At 73.0% G+C, this 13,538-nt stretch carries 16 protein-coding genes; 4 read left to right on the top strand and 12 right to left on the bottom strand.

From position 1 onward, the window contains the following. Positions 1-2: 2 nt before the first annotated feature. On the bottom strand, positions 3-263 hold the full coding sequence (locus ABWI04_RS12315; protein ID WP_353832450.1) for a DUF2530 domain-containing protein: 261 nt from the start codon (positions 261-263) through the stop codon (positions 3-5). Between the two features lie 4 nt (positions 264-267). Next, positions 268-840, bottom strand: a complete 573-nt coding sequence (locus tag ABWI04_RS12320) for a TetR-like C-terminal domain-containing protein (protein WP_345173151.1) — start codon at positions 838-840, stop codon at positions 268-270. Positions 841-941: 101 nt separating this feature from the next. Between ABWI04_RS12320 and ABWI04_RS12325 the strand changes: the two genes are divergently transcribed. The 3 genes from ABWI04_RS12325 to thpR all read left to right on the top strand — a co-directional run bounded on the left by ABWI04_RS12325 (position 942) and on the right by thpR (position 3,914). Continuing rightward, the gene (locus ABWI04_RS12325) at positions 942-1,412 is read left to right on the top strand and encodes a MarR family transcriptional regulator (protein ID WP_345173153.1); all 471 of its coding nucleotides are present in this window, start codon (positions 942-944) and stop codon (positions 1,410-1,412) included. Between the two features lie 484 nt (positions 1,413-1,896). After that, positions 1,897-3,174 (top strand): MFS transporter, encoded by a 1,278-nt coding sequence (locus tag ABWI04_RS12330; protein WP_345173594.1) that lies wholly within the window; start codon positions 1,897-1,899, stop codon positions 3,172-3,174. 116 nt (positions 3,175-3,290) lie between these two features. Continuing rightward, entirely contained in the window at positions 3,291-3,914 is a 624-nt protein-coding gene (gene thpR, locus ABWI04_RS12335) for an RNA 2',3'-cyclic phosphodiesterase (RefSeq protein WP_353832451.1), read from the top strand. Here the strand turns inward: thpR and ABWI04_RS12340 are convergent. The 4 genes from ABWI04_RS12340 to ABWI04_RS12355 all read right to left on the bottom strand — a co-directional run bounded on the left by ABWI04_RS12340 (position 3,851) and on the right by ABWI04_RS12355 (position 7,966). After that, positions 3,851-5,965, bottom strand: coding sequence for a hypothetical protein (locus ABWI04_RS12340; RefSeq protein WP_353832452.1), 2,115 nt, complete (start codon positions 5,963-5,965; stop codon positions 3,851-3,853). The two genes, thpR and ABWI04_RS12340, sit on opposite strands and share 64 nt — an antisense overlap. Before the next feature lie 166 nt (positions 5,966-6,131). Further along, a complete protein-coding gene (locus tag ABWI04_RS12345; RefSeq protein WP_353832453.1) occupies positions 6,132-7,151 on the bottom strand; it encodes a hypothetical protein in 1,020 nt (339 codons plus the stop codon). Positions 7,152-7,200: 49 nt separating this feature from the next. Next, positions 7,201-7,332: a hypothetical protein gene (locus ABWI04_RS12350; RefSeq protein ID WP_268248262.1), complete on the bottom strand. Its 132-nt coding sequence runs from the start codon at positions 7,330-7,332 to the stop codon at positions 7,201-7,203. A 10-nt stretch (positions 7,333-7,342) separates the two neighbouring features. Further along, positions 7,343-7,966: a prepilin peptidase gene (locus ABWI04_RS12355; protein WP_353832454.1), complete on the bottom strand. Its 624-nt coding sequence runs from the start codon at positions 7,964-7,966 to the stop codon at positions 7,343-7,345. A 312-nt stretch (positions 7,967-8,278) separates the two neighbouring features. Between ABWI04_RS12355 and ABWI04_RS12360 the strand changes: the two genes are divergently transcribed. After that, positions 8,279-8,653, top strand: a complete 375-nt coding sequence (locus ABWI04_RS12360; RefSeq protein ID WP_353832455.1) for a hypothetical protein — start codon at positions 8,279-8,281, stop codon at positions 8,651-8,653. A 31-nt stretch (positions 8,654-8,684) separates the two neighbouring features. On the opposite strand, the gene ABWI04_RS12365 is transcribed toward ABWI04_RS12360, so the two are convergent. From ABWI04_RS12365 to ABWI04_RS12390, 6 genes are all read right to left on the bottom strand, one after another. Continuing rightward, positions 8,685-9,104 carry a DUF3592 domain-containing protein gene (locus tag ABWI04_RS12365; RefSeq protein WP_353832456.1) on the bottom strand — a complete coding sequence of 140 codons (420 nt, stop codon included), beginning with the start codon at positions 9,102-9,104 and terminating at the stop codon, positions 8,685-8,687. Next, complete coding sequence (locus ABWI04_RS12370; protein WP_345173168.1) at positions 9,104-9,508, bottom strand: hypothetical protein; 405 nt, start codon at positions 9,506-9,508, stop codon at positions 9,104-9,106. The genes ABWI04_RS12365 and ABWI04_RS12370 overlap by 1 nt, the downstream gene beginning before the upstream one ends. Position 9,509: 1 nt before the next feature. Further along, on the bottom strand, positions 9,510-10,040 hold the full coding sequence (locus ABWI04_RS12375) for a hypothetical protein (protein ID WP_345173169.1): 531 nt from the start codon (positions 10,038-10,040) through the stop codon (positions 9,510-9,512). Positions 10,041-10,050: 10 nt separating this feature from the next. After that, on the bottom strand, positions 10,051-11,475 hold the full coding sequence (locus ABWI04_RS12380; RefSeq protein WP_353832457.1) for a hypothetical protein: 1,425 nt from the start codon (positions 11,473-11,475) through the stop codon (positions 10,051-10,053). A 91-nt stretch (positions 11,476-11,566) separates the two neighbouring features. Continuing rightward, positions 11,567-12,766 (bottom strand): C40 family peptidase, encoded by a 1,200-nt coding sequence (locus ABWI04_RS12385; protein ID WP_353832458.1) that lies wholly within the window; start codon positions 12,764-12,766, stop codon positions 11,567-11,569. Between the two features lie 180 nt (positions 12,767-12,946). Beyond that, entirely contained in the window at positions 12,947-13,381 is a 435-nt protein-coding gene (locus ABWI04_RS12390) for a hypothetical protein (RefSeq protein ID WP_345173174.1), read from the bottom strand. Positions 13,382-13,538 lie beyond the last annotated feature (157 nt).

The following is a 13,538-nucleotide window of genomic DNA, read 5'->3' on the forward strand; positions in this document are numbered from 1 at the left end:
CCCTAGGAGGGCGTCTCGCGCCTGGCGGCGCGCTCGGCCTCCTGCCGGGCGCGGCCGGCCTGGAGCCGGGGGACGTACCACATGGCGAAAAGCCCGATGCCGATGCCGGCGCCGCACACCCACAGCCACCAGCGGTCCTGCGAGGGCAGCCCGACGATCAGCAGCACGACGAGCGCCACCGCCCAGGCGGCCGTTCCGGCGGCCGCGATGCGGACGTCGTTGGTCTGCATCGGCGGCGGGTCCGGGCGGCGCGGAGGGCTCATGCGCTCAGGCTACGCGGCCCCGGCCCGCCAGTCCGCCGGTGACCATCGTGATGAGCAGCTCATAACTGCCCTCCAGGTCGGCGGGGAGCCCGAAGCCGCCCGCCGCCTCCAGGACGGCGAACCCGTGGACGGCCGAGCGCAGGCAGCGCGCAGCGTGGACGAGCTCCGGCCCCTCCAGGGCGTAGCCGCGCAGCGCCCCGTACAGGATGTTCAGCAGCCGCTCCGCGGCGTCGCCGGCCGAGCCGCCCTCCGGGTCCGCCGTCTGCTCCATCGCCCCGTAGCGGCCCGGATGCTCCACCACGTAGGCCCGGTACGCGTACATCAGCGCCCGGACGGCGTCGTCGCCGGACCGTCCGAGCGCGGCCTCCCCGAGCCGTTCGGCGAGTTCCTCCAGGACGCGCGCGGTCACCAGGTGTCGCAACTCCGCGAGATTGCGGACATGCTTGTACAGGGAGGGCGTCGCGACCCCGGCCCTTCCCGCCACCGCCGCCAGCGTGAGGGCACCGGGGCCCTCGGCGTCCACGACGGCGACGGCGGCGTCCACGACCGCGTCGGGCGACAGTCCCGCACGGGGCATCGCGACCCTCCTCTATGTCTCTTTAGCTGACAGGCTAAGGAGCTTAGCGAAAGTGTCAAGTGGCGGCGTGGCAGCATGGGCAGCACAGGAGACCGAAGACGATGACATTGCCACCGATCCGGGGCCGCACGGCGTCCGCGCCCGGCCTGGCCGAGGAGCTGCGCATCTCGATCGCGCGGCTGTCGCGCCGGCTGCGCACGCTGCGGCCGTCCGCGGCGGGCGAGGGCGGTCCGAGCCCGCTGTCGCTCACGCAGTTCGCCGCGCTCGCCGCCATCGAGCGGCACGGGTCGATGACGCCGCGCGAGCTGGCCGACCACGAGAAGGTGCAGCCGCCCTCGATGACCCGCGTCATCGCCTACCTGGAGGAGCGGGGGCTCGTCGCGCGCAGCCCGCACCCGACCGACGGGCGCCAGGTCGTGCTGAACGCCACCGACGAGGGCGCCGCCCTGCTCGCCGACGAGCGCCGCCGCAAGGAGGCCTGGCTCGCCATGCGCCTCGGCGAGCTGACCGAGGAGGAGCGGGAGATCCTCCGCCGCGCCGCCCCCGTCATCGACAAGCTCAGCCGCTCCTGAAGCCGCCGCCAGGGGCCCGCGGGCGCCTGGATCGACTTGATCGGATTCGTTGGCGCTTGCCGGAATGCGGGCGGGTTGATTACCGTTAGCCTTGGTAATGACTTCTGCTAACGAAACCCCCGACGAACCCGAGGGGACCGCGACGCGCGGCGCCCGCGGGCGGCGAGCCGCACATCCGGCCCGGACCGCCGCCGTCGCGAGCCCTGCCCGCTCCCGCCGTCGCCGCCCCGCCCCGCGTTCCGCCGCGCACGCGCCCGCCCGCCCGGCCGCGCGCCCGGACGCCGCCCCCTCCGCGGCCGCGACGGACCAGGCCGGAACGTTCCACGAGACCGTGGCGGACGTCCCGGAATCCGCGTCCGCACCCACCGTCGCCGGATCCTCGGAGCCCTCCGGACCGTCCGGACCCGCCGTCCCCGAGACCCCGGGCCCGGAACCGGCCGACCGCGACGAGGCGCCCGCCGAGGACCCCGGGGGCCGCGCCGGCATGTTCCGCTCGCTCCGCAACCACAACTTCCGCCTGTACACCGCGGGCCAGGTCGTCTCCAACACCGGGACGTGGATGCAGCGGATCGCGCAGGACTGGCTCGTCCTCGATCTCGCCCACGGCAGCGGCACCGCGCTCGGCATCACGACCGGCCTGCAGTTCCTGCCGATGCTGCTGTTCGGCCTCTGGGGCGGCGTCATCGCCGACCGCTACTCCAAGCGCCGCGTGCTGATGCTGACGCAGGTGTCGATGGGCGTGCTCGCGCTGGTCCTCGGCCTCCTCGCGATCTCCGGCACGGCGCAGGTGTGGCACGTGTACGTGCTGGCGTTCGGGCTCGGCGTCGCGACCGTCGTGGACAACCCGACCCGCCAGTCCTTCGTGGTCGAGATGGTCGGCAAGCGCGACCTGCCGAACGCGATCGCGCTGAACAGCGCCACCTTCAACGGCGCGCGGCTGCTCGGCCCCGCCGTCGCCGGGGTGCTGATCGCGCTGATCGGCACCGGCCCGGTCTTCCTGGTGAACGCCGCGTCGTTCGGTGCGGTCCTCTTCGGCATCTACGCCATGCGGACGGACGAGCTGAACCAGGCCGCCCCCGTCAAGCGCGCCAAGGGCCAGCTCCGCGAGGGGCTCCGCTACGTGCGCGGGCGCCGCGACCTGATGCTCGTGCTCATCCTCGTCGGGTTCCTCGCCACGTTCGGGATGAACTTCAACACCACGGTCGCGCTGGTGGCGAAGGAGGTCTTCCACACCGGAGCCTCCGCGTTCGGTCTCGCGTCCAGCATGCTGGCGCTCGGCGCGCTCAGCGGCGCCCTGCTGGCCGCCCGCAGGGTCGCCCGGCCCCGGCTGCGGCTGCTGGTGGCGATGGGCCTGGCGTTCGGGGCGCTGGAGGTCCTCACCGGCCTGATGCCCACGTACTGGTCGTTCCTGGCGCTGCTGGTGCCGACCGGGATCGCGATGATGACGATCATGACGGCGGCGAACGCGTCCGTGCAGCTCGGCGTCGCGCCCGAGATGCGCGGCCGCGTCATGGCCCTCTACATGCTGGTGTTCCTCGGGACGAACCCGCTGGGCGCGCCCGCGGTCGGCTGGCTGGCCGAGCACTTCGGCGCGCGGGCCTCCCTCGTCCTCGGCGGGCTGGTCTCCGCGGTCGCCGCCCTCGCGGTGGGCGCCCTGGCCCTGCGGTGGAGGACCGACGAGCAGCGGGCCGCGTCGTCCGGGCGCGGGACGGTGCGTCCCGCCCTCGCCCGGTTTCGCCGCGCCCGGGTCGCCGAGCGGTAAAGGGCTCGCACGGGCCCCATAAGACCGGCGCGGTACGGCGATTCGGTTGACCCTATTTGCGTGACAAGGAACGCCGCCTGCTGAAAAGCTGGCGGGGTGGCCCTGTGGAAGCGTTCATGAGGCTTTTCGTGGCGCTCGTCCCGCCGCCGGAGGTTCTGGACGAGCTCGCGGAGGCCGTCCGGCCCCATCTCGGCACGGTCTCCGAGCTGCGCTGGATCCGGCGTGATCTGATGCACGTCACGCTGACGTTCCTCGACGAGGTCGACGACCGCACCCTGGAGCGCCTGCTCCCGAGGCTGGAGCGCGCCGTCCGCCGCCACGAGCGGATGACGCTGTCGCTGGCGGGCGCGGGCGCGTTCCCCGGCAACGGCGCGCACGCCCGCGTGCTGTGGACGGGCCTGTACGGCGACCGCCGCGCCCTGGCGAGGCTGGCCGCCTCCACCACCGCCGCGGGCCGCCGGGTCGGGACGATCCCCGACAAGCACCGCGGCTTCCGCCCGCACATGACGCTGGCGCGGTCGCGGCGGCCCGTCGACGTGCGGTCGCTCGTCGAGGCGCTGTCATCGTTCGCGGGCATGCCGTGGACGGCGGACTCGGTCCACCTGATGCGCAGCCACCTGCCGGGCAAGGACAACGCCCAGCTGGAGTACGAGGCGCTGATGACGTGGCCGCTGCGTCACAGCTCCGGCGGCGGAGGGGCGGGACGGTCGGCGTCCGGCGGGCCCCAGGGGACTCCGTAGCGCTCGCAGGCGCGGCGCAGCTCGCCGAGGTCGGGCGGGAACGTGATCTGGCGCAGCACCCGCCCGGACGGCCCCCACACCACCAGGCGGGGCATCCGCTCGACCGCGTCGTCGATGCCGACGCCGCCGAGGCGGTCGCGGGGCAGGTCCCACTCGACCCGGCCGCGCCGGGTGACGACGGCGACCCCGGCGGCCGACACGCGCAGCTGCGACCGGTTGCGGTCGTACAGCCAGTAGCCGAGAAGCCCGGCCAACGCCCCGGTCGGCATCGACCACATCGCCGTGGCGTTGAACCCGCCCAGGTCTGGGCCGAGCCACACCGCGCCCAGAAGCGCCACCGCCTCGCACAGCAGGACGCTCATGCCGTAGGTGCCGACGCGGGACCGGCGGGTGGCGTCGAGGACCGTGCCCGGCGCGGTCACCGGGCTGGGCGGGGTGTGGGCGGGGAAGACGAAACCGGACTCCTCCGGCGGCTCAGGCCGGGCGGCCGCGCCCTCGTGCGCGGCGCCCTGCGCCGACAGGGCCGGGGCGGGCTCGGGGCCGGGGGCCGACAGCGAGGACATGGCCGAGTGGAACGCGGCGCTCAGGTAGGCGTCGTACTCGGCGTCGTTGACCGGGAGCCCGGCGCGGCGGGCGGAGTCGCGCAGGTCGGTGCGGGAGATCCGCAGCGCCGAGAGGGGGGCGGAGAAGAACTCGTCGCCGTCGGAGTCGTACAGCCGGACCCAGGCGTGCCCGGAGACGGTCAGCAGCTCGATGCCGCCGATGCGGTCCTGGGGCATCTTCAGCACCACGTCGCCGGCGGCGTCCGCCCAGCCGAGCCCGTCGCCCTCCACGACCAGGCGCCCGCCGGGCACCTGCGCGAAGATCTCCGGCAGCCCTTCGAGCCCGTAGTCGGGACGGCGCGGCGACCGCGCCCCGGGAGTGATCACGCGGTAGCCGTGGTCGTCGAGGGCGTGCGCGAGCTGGAAGCCGTCCAGGCCGTGGGCGGGCAGCCGGGCGACCAGCTCCAGCCGGTGCCCGAACGCCAGCGCGGCGAGGTCGGCGCGGCGCGGCTCGCCGCTCACCGGGTCCAGCCGCAGGCCGGGCCCGACGACGACCGCGGCGACGTTCTCGGCGCGCAGGTCCTGGATCTCGCGGCGGCGGCCGGGGCGGGCCCGCACCAGCAGCCGCTCCGCCGTGATCGTCCAGCGGACCTGTGCGGCCCGCAGCAGCCGACGGCGCGCCGCGAGGACGCCGCCGATCGCGGCGAGCGCCCAGCAGCCCGCGGCGAGCCGGGCGCCGAACTGGCCCGTCCCGTCCAGCGCGATCCGGACGATCATGACGGCGCCGAGCAGGGCGGTGAGCGCGCCGAGGAGCATGATCCGGCGGCGGCTCGGAAGCGGCTCCGGCGTGGCCAGCCGCTGCTCCTCGGGCGTCGCGCGGGACGCGCGGCCGGAGGGGGCCCGCGCGGGCGGCTCGTGCGCCGCGGCCAGCAGGGCCGCCTCCTGGTCCAGCAGGCGCTTCTCGGCCGCGTGGTCGCGCGGCAGGGGGCCGCCGCCGGGGACGTCGTCCTCCAGCCCGGACACGCGCAGGGCCTCGTCGAGCGCCGGGTCGAGCAGGTCGGCGGCCTCGCCGTCCAGGACGTGCATGGGGATGCCGAGCCTGCGGGCCGCCACGAACACCGCGAGCGGCTCCAGCCCCATCGCCGTCATCCCGCCCACGGCGGTGCGGCCGAACCGGTGGAAGACGGTCAGGACGCCGTCGCCGGTCGTGATGGCCAGGCCGTCGATCCGGGACCGCTCGTAGGAGACCATCGTCAGCCCGCCGGGGCCGACGCGCTCCAGACCGGCCGCCGACAGCCGCCAGTACGGGCGCGGGCGGCGGCGGCGCGCCTCCGGGACCGCGCCGAGCAGCCACGGGAACGCGGCGACGGCGCCGATCAGCGCGGCCCACAGCCACACCGGCCTGATCGGCAGCAGCGCCAGCGCCACCGCGAGGACGGTGAACGGACCCGCGGCGACCGGGCGCCACCGGCCGCCGGATCCCGCGAGGCCCACCAGCTCATGCTCCACAGTCCGCATCCTCACACGGGTCCCCGCGGGACCGTCGCCCCCTTCCACGATCCGGTCGCCCTCCGGAACCGACATCCATCGCGCCGGTCAGGTCGGGACTCCACCGCCGTCACATGAGGCTCACCGGTCGCGTGAGCCGAGCCTCCGTGGAACCGCCGCCGTGCCCTCACCGCCGTCGCTGCACCAGGCCGTAGCCGACCGCCCCCGCGATCGCGAGGGCGAGGAACAGCGCCATCCGGGTGTTGGTGGCGTCCCGGCGGCCGCTCGTGGTGTCGTGGCCCGCGCCCGCGCTCCCGGGGGAGGACGCCGGCGACGGCCGCGCCTCCTCCGGCAGCGGCAGCCGGTAGACCGGCTGGTTCACGCCCTCGGAGCCCACCAGCAGCGACCTCCCGTCCGGGGTGTAGGTCACCGACTCGCCCTGCACCTGCCGGGGCAGGTCCAGCGACTTGATCGTCTTGGCGGGGCGGCCGTCGGCGCCGACCGAGTACAGCCGGGCCCCGAAGTAGGTGCGGATGACGCAGGTCCGCCCGTCGGGGGCGAAGGCGCCGTCGGTCGCGATGGGCGGGGCGTCCCCGACCTGGCGCAGGACGTTGGAGCCGCCGGTCCGCAGCCGCGCCGGCGCCTCGTAGACCTTGCCGCCGAACAGCTTGCTGGCGATGTAGAGCCGGTTCGTGCGCGGGTTGATCATCATGGTCTCGGCGTTGCGCGGCCCGTCCTCGTACTTCATCCGGAACCGGGTCGCGGGCAGCGCCTGGCTCACCAGCCGGGCCGGCTCGGGGATCCGGTACACGGTCACGTACGGCCAGGCCCCGCCGAGGTTGTCGCCGATGTCCGCCACGAAGATCGCCGGACGGCCGCGGCCGTCCTTGCCGATCGCCATCGCCTCCCAGTCGCGGGCTCCCGCGCCGGCGAGCGTGAGCACGGCGACGACCCTCCCGTCCGGGCCCAGCGCGTAGACCTTCGGGACGCCGCCGGAGTCGTTGTGGGTGTAGACGACGCCCCGGTGCAGGGAGCTGGCCGCGAGCCCGCTGGACTCGGTGATCCGGGTGTCCTTGATCGTGAAGGCGACCGCGTCGCCACGACCCGCGGAGGCGGAGGCGGAGGCGGAGGGGGAGAGCAGGCAGACCGGGGCGCCGGCGAGGGCGATCGCGGTGCCCGCACGGACGGCGGCCCGGCGTGCTGACATGGATCGATCATCCCCGTTCCGCGCCCCGACGATCACTGATCCGCGCCGCTCAGCCCAGCAGCGCCCCGACGACCACGGCCAGGATGAGCGCGGTCAGCACGGTGGGCAGCAGCCATTGGGGCGCGCGGTTCACGCTCCTGAGCTTATTCGGCCTCCCGGCCGCCTCGAACCGTCCACCCATGATCTGCATCTCATCCCGCGCCCGGGGACAGCACCGCGACGAGCGCGCCGGCGAGCATGTAGGGGCCGAAGGGGAAGTCGCCCTTGCGGGAGCGGCGGGCGATCATGATGCCGAGGGCGACGAGGCCGCCCGGCAGGTAGGTCGTGAGCAGGCCGGTGATCCAGGCGTTCTGCCCGAACCAGCCGAGGTAGAGGCCGAGCACGCCGGACAGCTTGACGTCCCCGAGGCCGATCCCGGACGGGACGAGCAGGGCCTGCGCGAAGTACAGCGCGAACAGCGCGGCCATGCCGGCGAGCGCGTGCTCGAACCGCCGCGCGCCGTCCTCGGTGAACGGCGCCGCCGCGGCGAGCAGCACCGCCGCGACGCCGTAGGACGGGAGCGTGAACCGGTCGGGCAGCCGCCTGACCCCGACGTCGATGAAGCCGAGCAGGGCGCCCGCGGCCGCGAGGTACAGCAGCGCGGGCAGGACGGGCTCGAACCCGACCCGCCATCCGAGCACGCCGAAGAGCGCCGCGGTGACCAGGCCCAGGACGGCGCGGTGCCGGCGGGTGACGTCACCGACGTACGGCGCCGCCAGCGGCGCCGCGAGCACGCCGACGACGAGCCCGACGGGCACCAGCACCAACGCGACCATCGACCCTCGCCCCGATCCGCCCCTGTCCACGCCCCGGCACCTGACCGGACGCACGCCGGCTGCGGGGCGCCCCGCACCATTCAATCCGCCGCACCGGCCCCGCACATGGGCCCCAGGGCCCAATCGGGGCGCGGGCATCGATAAAAAGCGCGGCTCACGCGCCATAATCATGCCGCGTGGAATGCGGAATGCTTTCACTGAAGCTCCGTATTAGGCCCTGGGACCTAAAATGGCTGGTGCAAGGGCCCGATTTGCCGCCGGCACCACGGCCGGGCATTGTGCGAAGCGCCCTTGACACGCGATGGTGGACGCATGCCGAATCAGGTCAGGACCGTGCGCGTGCTGATGTTCGTCGCCGCCGGGCTCACGCTCGTCATGACCCTGGCGTTCTTCGCCGCCGTCGGGGTCACGGCCGCCGCGATCGGCGCCGCGCTCTGGTTCGCCCTTCCCGGCGTCCTCAGCCTGATGCTGGCGCTGCGCGTTCCGAACGGCGGGACGGGGCTGCGGCGCGGCATCATCGCGCTCGAGATCTTCTACATCCTGCTCTCGCTCGCCAGGGTCGGGGAGGGCGACCCCCGGGGCGTCCTCAACCTGGTCCTCCCGATCGTCATCCTGGTCCTGCTGTTCCGCCCCGAGGCGAAGGCCTACTTCGGTGGAAAGGCGCCCGCGACCGGTTCCTACTTCTGACCCCCGGAAGCGCCGCGGAGCGGGCCCGTCCTCAGGCCAGGCTCGCGAAGACCAGGCCGGCGCCGAGGACGACGAGGAAGAAGCCGAAGACCGCCATGCCGACCGAGCCCGCCGTCCCCCTCCCGGACGAGGTGTCCATCCGCGCCGTGCGCGGATCGCGCGGGTCGTAGAACACCGCCACCTGCCGGCCCTTGAGCCGGGTCAGCTCGAACGACCCGCCCCTGGTCTGGGCGACCGTCTCGATCTCGGCGCCGTCCAGCGTGCGGAAGCGCAGGACCGGGAAGAACTCGTAGGTGTCGGTCCTCTCGACCCGGTGGATCCCGGCGACGACTCCCGCGACCCGGTGCGCGGAGGCCAGGAACGCCCGGCCCGCCCGGTAGCGGTGGACGCCGACCGCGCAGAAGGCCGCACCGAACCCCAGCGCCATGAGACCGAACGACCACGACGGCATCACCAGTACCCGCCGAGTTCCTCGCGGTCGACGCCGACGAGCGCGGCCAGGGCCAGGCCTCCGGCCGTCCCGGCGACTCCCTCGGCGACGTACAGGACCGCGGACAGCGCGTCGGTGCCGCCGCCCACCGGGGCCGCGACCCCGGCGAGGACGGCCAGCAGCGGCACCGCGAGGACGCTCGCCAGCCAGCGCACCCGCCGCGCCCGGTCCCGCTGGACGGCGCCGGCCACCACGACCATCGACACGCTGACCAGGATCCACGGCAGGTCGAGACGGACGATCCGGTCGAGGTCGGAGAGCGGCTCGCCGCCGCCCCCGGCCCCCGCGGCCAGCCGCGCGACGATCGAGAAGCCGAGCAGCCAGACGATCAGCGCGGCGCCCCAGGCGCCCAGCATCCGGACCATCTCAGCGCACCCTGATCGAGTCGATGACGCCGTCCACGACGTCGTCCTTGAGCTCCCCCCGCCGCCAGATCAGCCGGACCACGTGCATCCTGCCGTTCCCGCCGATCACGCCGACGTCGGCGGCCTGCCCGGGGGCGCCCGTCCCCAGGAAGCCGCTGAAGGTGAAGTCGACGCGCCGGGCGTCCTTCGCCCCCGCGACCTTGATCGACTTCGATCCCGTCCGGTGGTAGTCCCTGGCGTTCATCATCGAGGCGGCCTCGATGGTCGCCTCCAGCATCTCCGGACGGCCCCGCTCGCCCAGATCGGTGACCACCGACAGGGTGGCCGTCCGCCGCGGGGACTGCACCGACAGCGCGGCGCCGCCGTCCGGCCCCCGCCCCCAGTCCTTCGGGTAGGCGACCGTGAGCACCTTCGCGTCACCCCGGACGTATCCGCCGGGGGTCTTCCCCGACCCGCCGGACGAGCACCCGGCCACCGCGGCGATGATCGCGAGAGCGCCCGCCGCCGCCGTCGTCAGTCTCTTCGCACCCATCGCCGCCCTCTCAGTTCTTCGCGCATTCCGGCCATTGCTGGAAGGTCCGTTCACCATTCTGCGGGGGGCCGAGGTACTGGGAGTCGGTGATCTTCTGCTTCTCCCCCTCGTAGCCGCCCTCGACACCGAACTTGATCTCCGCCGCCAGTTCGGCCGCGATCTTGAACTCGTCCACCTCGCCCGTGTAGACGTTCCTGCTGACCAGGCCGCGCTCGTAGATCAGCCGGTCGAGCGGGTCGGCGTTGGGCCCGGGGTCCTTGGAGACGATCGAGCCGTTCTCGTCGACGGCGTTCCGGATCGTCTGGAACGGCATCATGAAGGCGTTGTCGCGGATCCACTTCTCGCCGATCGCCCGGTTCGAATCGTCGAAGTTGACCGTGGTGGCGGTGGTGGTCACCTGCTTGCCGGTGCCCGTTCCGCTCCCGTTCTTCTTCCCCGGGTTCTTCAGACTCTGGTTGGAGTTGCTCTCCTGCGTCGTGAGCCAGGTGATGCTCGCTAATCTGCCGTCCTTGTCGAAGGTCATCCTGGTCTGGCCGAGGTAGGTGGCCTCCCCGCCCGTCCCGTAGCCGAGCACCTTGGCGCCGCCCTTGATGGACCCCTTCACCTGGAAGGTGTAGGTGGTCTTCGGGTAGCCGTCCTTCGCCGACCCGCTCCGGTCCGTCGTGACGAGCGCGGCGTCCCCGGCCTTGCCTTCGAGTTCGAGTCCGGTCGCCATGTCCTTCACCTTCTTCTCACCCGAGGTGCTCGTGGTCAGGTTGCCGAGAGCGGCGGCCACCTTGAACACGCCCTCGGCGCCGACCTCCCACTGGGTGATCTCGGGGTCGCGGGTCCGGGGCTCCCATCCGGTGATCTTGTCGAAGGCCCAGAGCCCGGGGCTGACCTTCTCCGCCTCCTTGCGCGCCAGGTCCCACTTCACGTCGTCGAGCCAGTCGTCGGCGGCCTTGTCGTTGGGGAAGACCCAGGTGTCGCCGTACTTGAAGTTGACGGACCCTTCCACCTTCGCGCCCAGATCCCCGCCGAAACTCCCCTTGCCGAACTGCGCCTTGGCGCCGATCTCGGCTTCCGCGCCGAGCTTGTAGTCGGCGGGCACGATCGTGATGCGCGTCGAACCGTCGGCGTACTTGACCTTCACGAACTGGAAGTTCTGCCCGAACTTCACGGAGAAGGCGGTGATCGAATAACCGACCTTCTTGGAGTCGGAGCCGGTGACGCACGCCGAAGCCGGAGGTTTGTAGTCGTACTCCGGCGCCTCGCAGCCGGAGCCGAAGATCTCGCAGATCGCCTTCTTCGCCGCCGGGAGGACGGGATTGGGCATCATCAGCACGAGCATGCCGATAAGGATCGATCCGATGCCGACCAATGCCGCGTACTCGATCGCACTGGCTCCGGCGTCCCGCCATTGTGCGCCGACGTTTCGGCGAGATCCCTCACGCATGCCGGGAACGGTAGACCGGCCTTTTCTCGACTTCCAGGGCCTGCGGACCCGGGTGGGGGCCCGATGTGCTATAGGCCCCTGCCGTAGGCGCTCAGCCGAATCGGCGGGCCGAGGTCACCGGCCGCAGAGGGGATATCTTCACGACGTCCCCCGTCTGCGGAGCCTCCACCATCTTCCCGTCCCCGTAATAAATGGCGACGTGATGCGGGGGCGCGCCGAAGAACAGGAGGTCGCCGGGCTTGAGCGCATTCGTCGGCACATAGCTTCCGCGCGGGTCGCTGACCTGGTCGCCGGTGTAGTGCCCGAGCGCGATCCGCCCCCGGGACGCCTGGTACACCGCGTACAGCGTCAGGCCACTGCAGTCGAACCCGAAGTAGAGGCGCCCGTCATAACCGCCGGGGGAGCAGCAGATGCCCCTGGTGGGCCCGCTGTAGTTGCCGCCGCCCCACGCGTACGGCGTGCCCAGCCAGCACAGCGACCAGGCCACCACCGCCGCGCCGAACTCGAGGTCCTCCGCCGGCTTCTTGCCGGTCTTCGCGCACTCGGACACGACCGCGCCGCTGCCGCCGCTCAGCCCGTCGGGTGCGCCGGTGTAGGCGACGGGGTCCTCGTCGTCGACCAGCCTGATCTTGAACAGCCGGGTGATGGCCGCCCGGTCACCGTTGGGGAAGGCCCGGACGTGGCGGTCGCCGCACGTGATCTCCACGACCGGTCCGCTGCCCGTCGAGCCCTCCGGGCCCGGCCCGGTCCTGTACTCGCACTGCGGCGGGATCATCCTCGCGACGGCCCGCGCCGTCCCCGACCGGCCGATGCCCTTCCTCCCCGCCCTGTCGGTGCACAGGTTCCGACCGTTCCGGAGGTCGTCCTTCTCCTTCTCGGTCAGCTCGTCCTCCCGCTTGAGCTGGCAGAGCTTCGTGGCGGCCTCCACCATGGCCGTGTAGCCCAGCATCCCGCTCAACCGCACCCTGGTCGCACGGGACTCGTTCTTGTCCGCGTACTTCTCCGCGACCTTCTCGGGCGGGGAGTCCACCATCCAGTAGCCGACCGACGACGGGTCGCGGCCCCACCCGACCAACTGGTCGACGGCCTTGTCGCGGAGCGGCGCGAGGGTGCCGAGCGCCGCCGCGTCCGCGCCGATCTGCGCCTGGTTCCGCATGTCGCCCGCCTGGGCGATCCGGCCGAACATGAGGAAGCCGCCGGCGAGCATGATGGCCACGCCCATGACCAGGACCGACGTGGCGACCCCCGCGTCGCCCCCGTGTCCGCCAGCGGATCTGATCCGTCGCAGCATCTGCGCCCCATCTTCACGAGATCGGCCCCATGACCCCCGAAGAACTCTAAGGAGCCGTTGATCGGGAAGACAGGGCCCTGAGGCCCAATGAGGAATGGCGCGGGCGGCCCGCCGGCCCGCTTTGGCCGCGGGCGACCGCGCCCCCAGGCCTTTTCAGGGACCCAATTCCGGGCCCGCCGCTCACCGGCGGGCCTTTCGCCGGCCGCGGCGTTCCCGGGCCTCCACGGCCTCGGCCGCCCAGCGCCGGGAAAGGGTTCTGGAAAGGGCCAGTCCGAGAGCGACGCCGAGGACCGCCTCGATGAGATGGAGGATCAGGCCGACCGCGGTGTCGGAGAACGGGATGCCGAGGACGGCGGCGGCGAGACTGCCGAGCAGGGGGACGGGGAGCGCGGCGAGGACCCGGCCGCGGCCGCCATCCCGGTCGCGCACGTAGCTGCCGGCGGTGACGGCCATGAAGGTGCAGAACAGCAGCCAGGGCAGGTGGACCCGCAGGACCTGGGCGTACTCGTCGACGGGTTCGCCGCGCTCGATCGCGGGGGCCGTCACCTTCAGCGTGCAGACCGCGAGCGCCGCCACGAGCGCGGCCGAGAACCAGGCCGAAAGCACAGCGCGCATACTTCAGCACGGTAAACATTTAACGAGGCAATCCCCAGGGCCCCCGGGCCCCGTCCGATCGTGAACGTTCTGGCATTTCCGTGCGGTTCTGGGCCTGCGGACCCAGCCTCGGCGTGCCATGTGCCGACCATGGTGGCGCGGCATTAACCACCGGCCA

It is taken from the genome of Actinomadura sp. NPDC000929, from assembly GCF_040492065.1.
GTDB lineage: Bacteria > Actinomycetota > Actinomycetes > Streptosporangiales > Streptosporangiaceae > Spirillospora > Spirillospora verrucosospora.

What these genes read in the sequence shown, in the direction of transcription:
- ABWI04_RS12315 (WP_353832450.1), bottom strand. Translation starts at nt 263, where the DNA reads ATGAGCCCTCCGCGCCGCCCGGACCCGCCGCCGATGCAGACCAACGAC.
- ABWI04_RS12320 (WP_345173151.1), bottom strand. Translation starts at nt 840, where the DNA reads ATGCCCCGTGCGGGACTGTCGCCCGACGCGGTCGTGGACGCCGCCGTC.
- ABWI04_RS12325 (WP_345173153.1), top strand. Translation starts at nt 942, where the DNA reads ATGACATTGCCACCGATCCGGGGCCGCACGGCGTCCGCGCCCGGCCTG.
- ABWI04_RS12330 (WP_345173594.1), top strand. Translation starts at nt 1,897, where the DNA reads ATGTTCCGCTCGCTCCGCAACCACAACTTCCGCCTGTACACCGCGGGC.
- thpR (WP_353832451.1), top strand. Translation starts at nt 3,291, where the DNA reads ATGAGGCTTTTCGTGGCGCTCGTCCCGCCGCCGGAGGTTCTGGACGAG.
- ABWI04_RS12345 (WP_353832453.1), bottom strand. Translation starts at nt 7,151, where the DNA reads ATGTCAGCACGCCGGGCCGCCGTCCGTGCGGGCACCGCGATCGCCCTC.
- ABWI04_RS12350 (WP_268248262.1), bottom strand. Translation starts at nt 7,332, where the DNA reads ATGGGTGGACGGTTCGAGGCGGCCGGGAGGCCGAATAAGCTCAGGAGC.
- ABWI04_RS12355 (WP_353832454.1), bottom strand. Translation starts at nt 7,966, where the DNA reads ATGGTCGCGTTGGTGCTGGTGCCCGTCGGGCTCGTCGTCGGCGTGCTC.
- ABWI04_RS12360 (WP_353832455.1), top strand. Translation starts at nt 8,279, where the DNA reads ATGCCGAATCAGGTCAGGACCGTGCGCGTGCTGATGTTCGTCGCCGCC.
- ABWI04_RS12365 (WP_353832456.1), bottom strand. Translation starts at nt 9,104, where the DNA reads ATGCCGTCGTGGTCGTTCGGTCTCATGGCGCTGGGGTTCGGTGCGGCC.
- ABWI04_RS12370 (WP_345173168.1), bottom strand. Translation starts at nt 9,508, where the DNA reads ATGGTCCGGATGCTGGGCGCCTGGGGCGCCGCGCTGATCGTCTGGCTG.
- ABWI04_RS12375 (WP_345173169.1), bottom strand. Translation starts at nt 10,040, where the DNA reads ATGGGTGCGAAGAGACTGACGACGGCGGCGGCGGGCGCTCTCGCGATC.
- ABWI04_RS12380 (WP_353832457.1), bottom strand. Translation starts at nt 11,475, where the DNA reads ATGCGTGAGGGATCTCGCCGAAACGTCGGCGCACAATGGCGGGACGCC.
- ABWI04_RS12385 (WP_353832458.1), bottom strand. Translation starts at nt 12,766, where the DNA reads ATGCTGCGACGGATCAGATCCGCTGGCGGACACGGGGGCGACGCGGGG.
- ABWI04_RS12390 (WP_345173174.1), bottom strand. Translation starts at nt 13,381, where the DNA reads ATGCGCGCTGTGCTTTCGGCCTGGTTCTCGGCCGCGCTCGTGGCGGCG.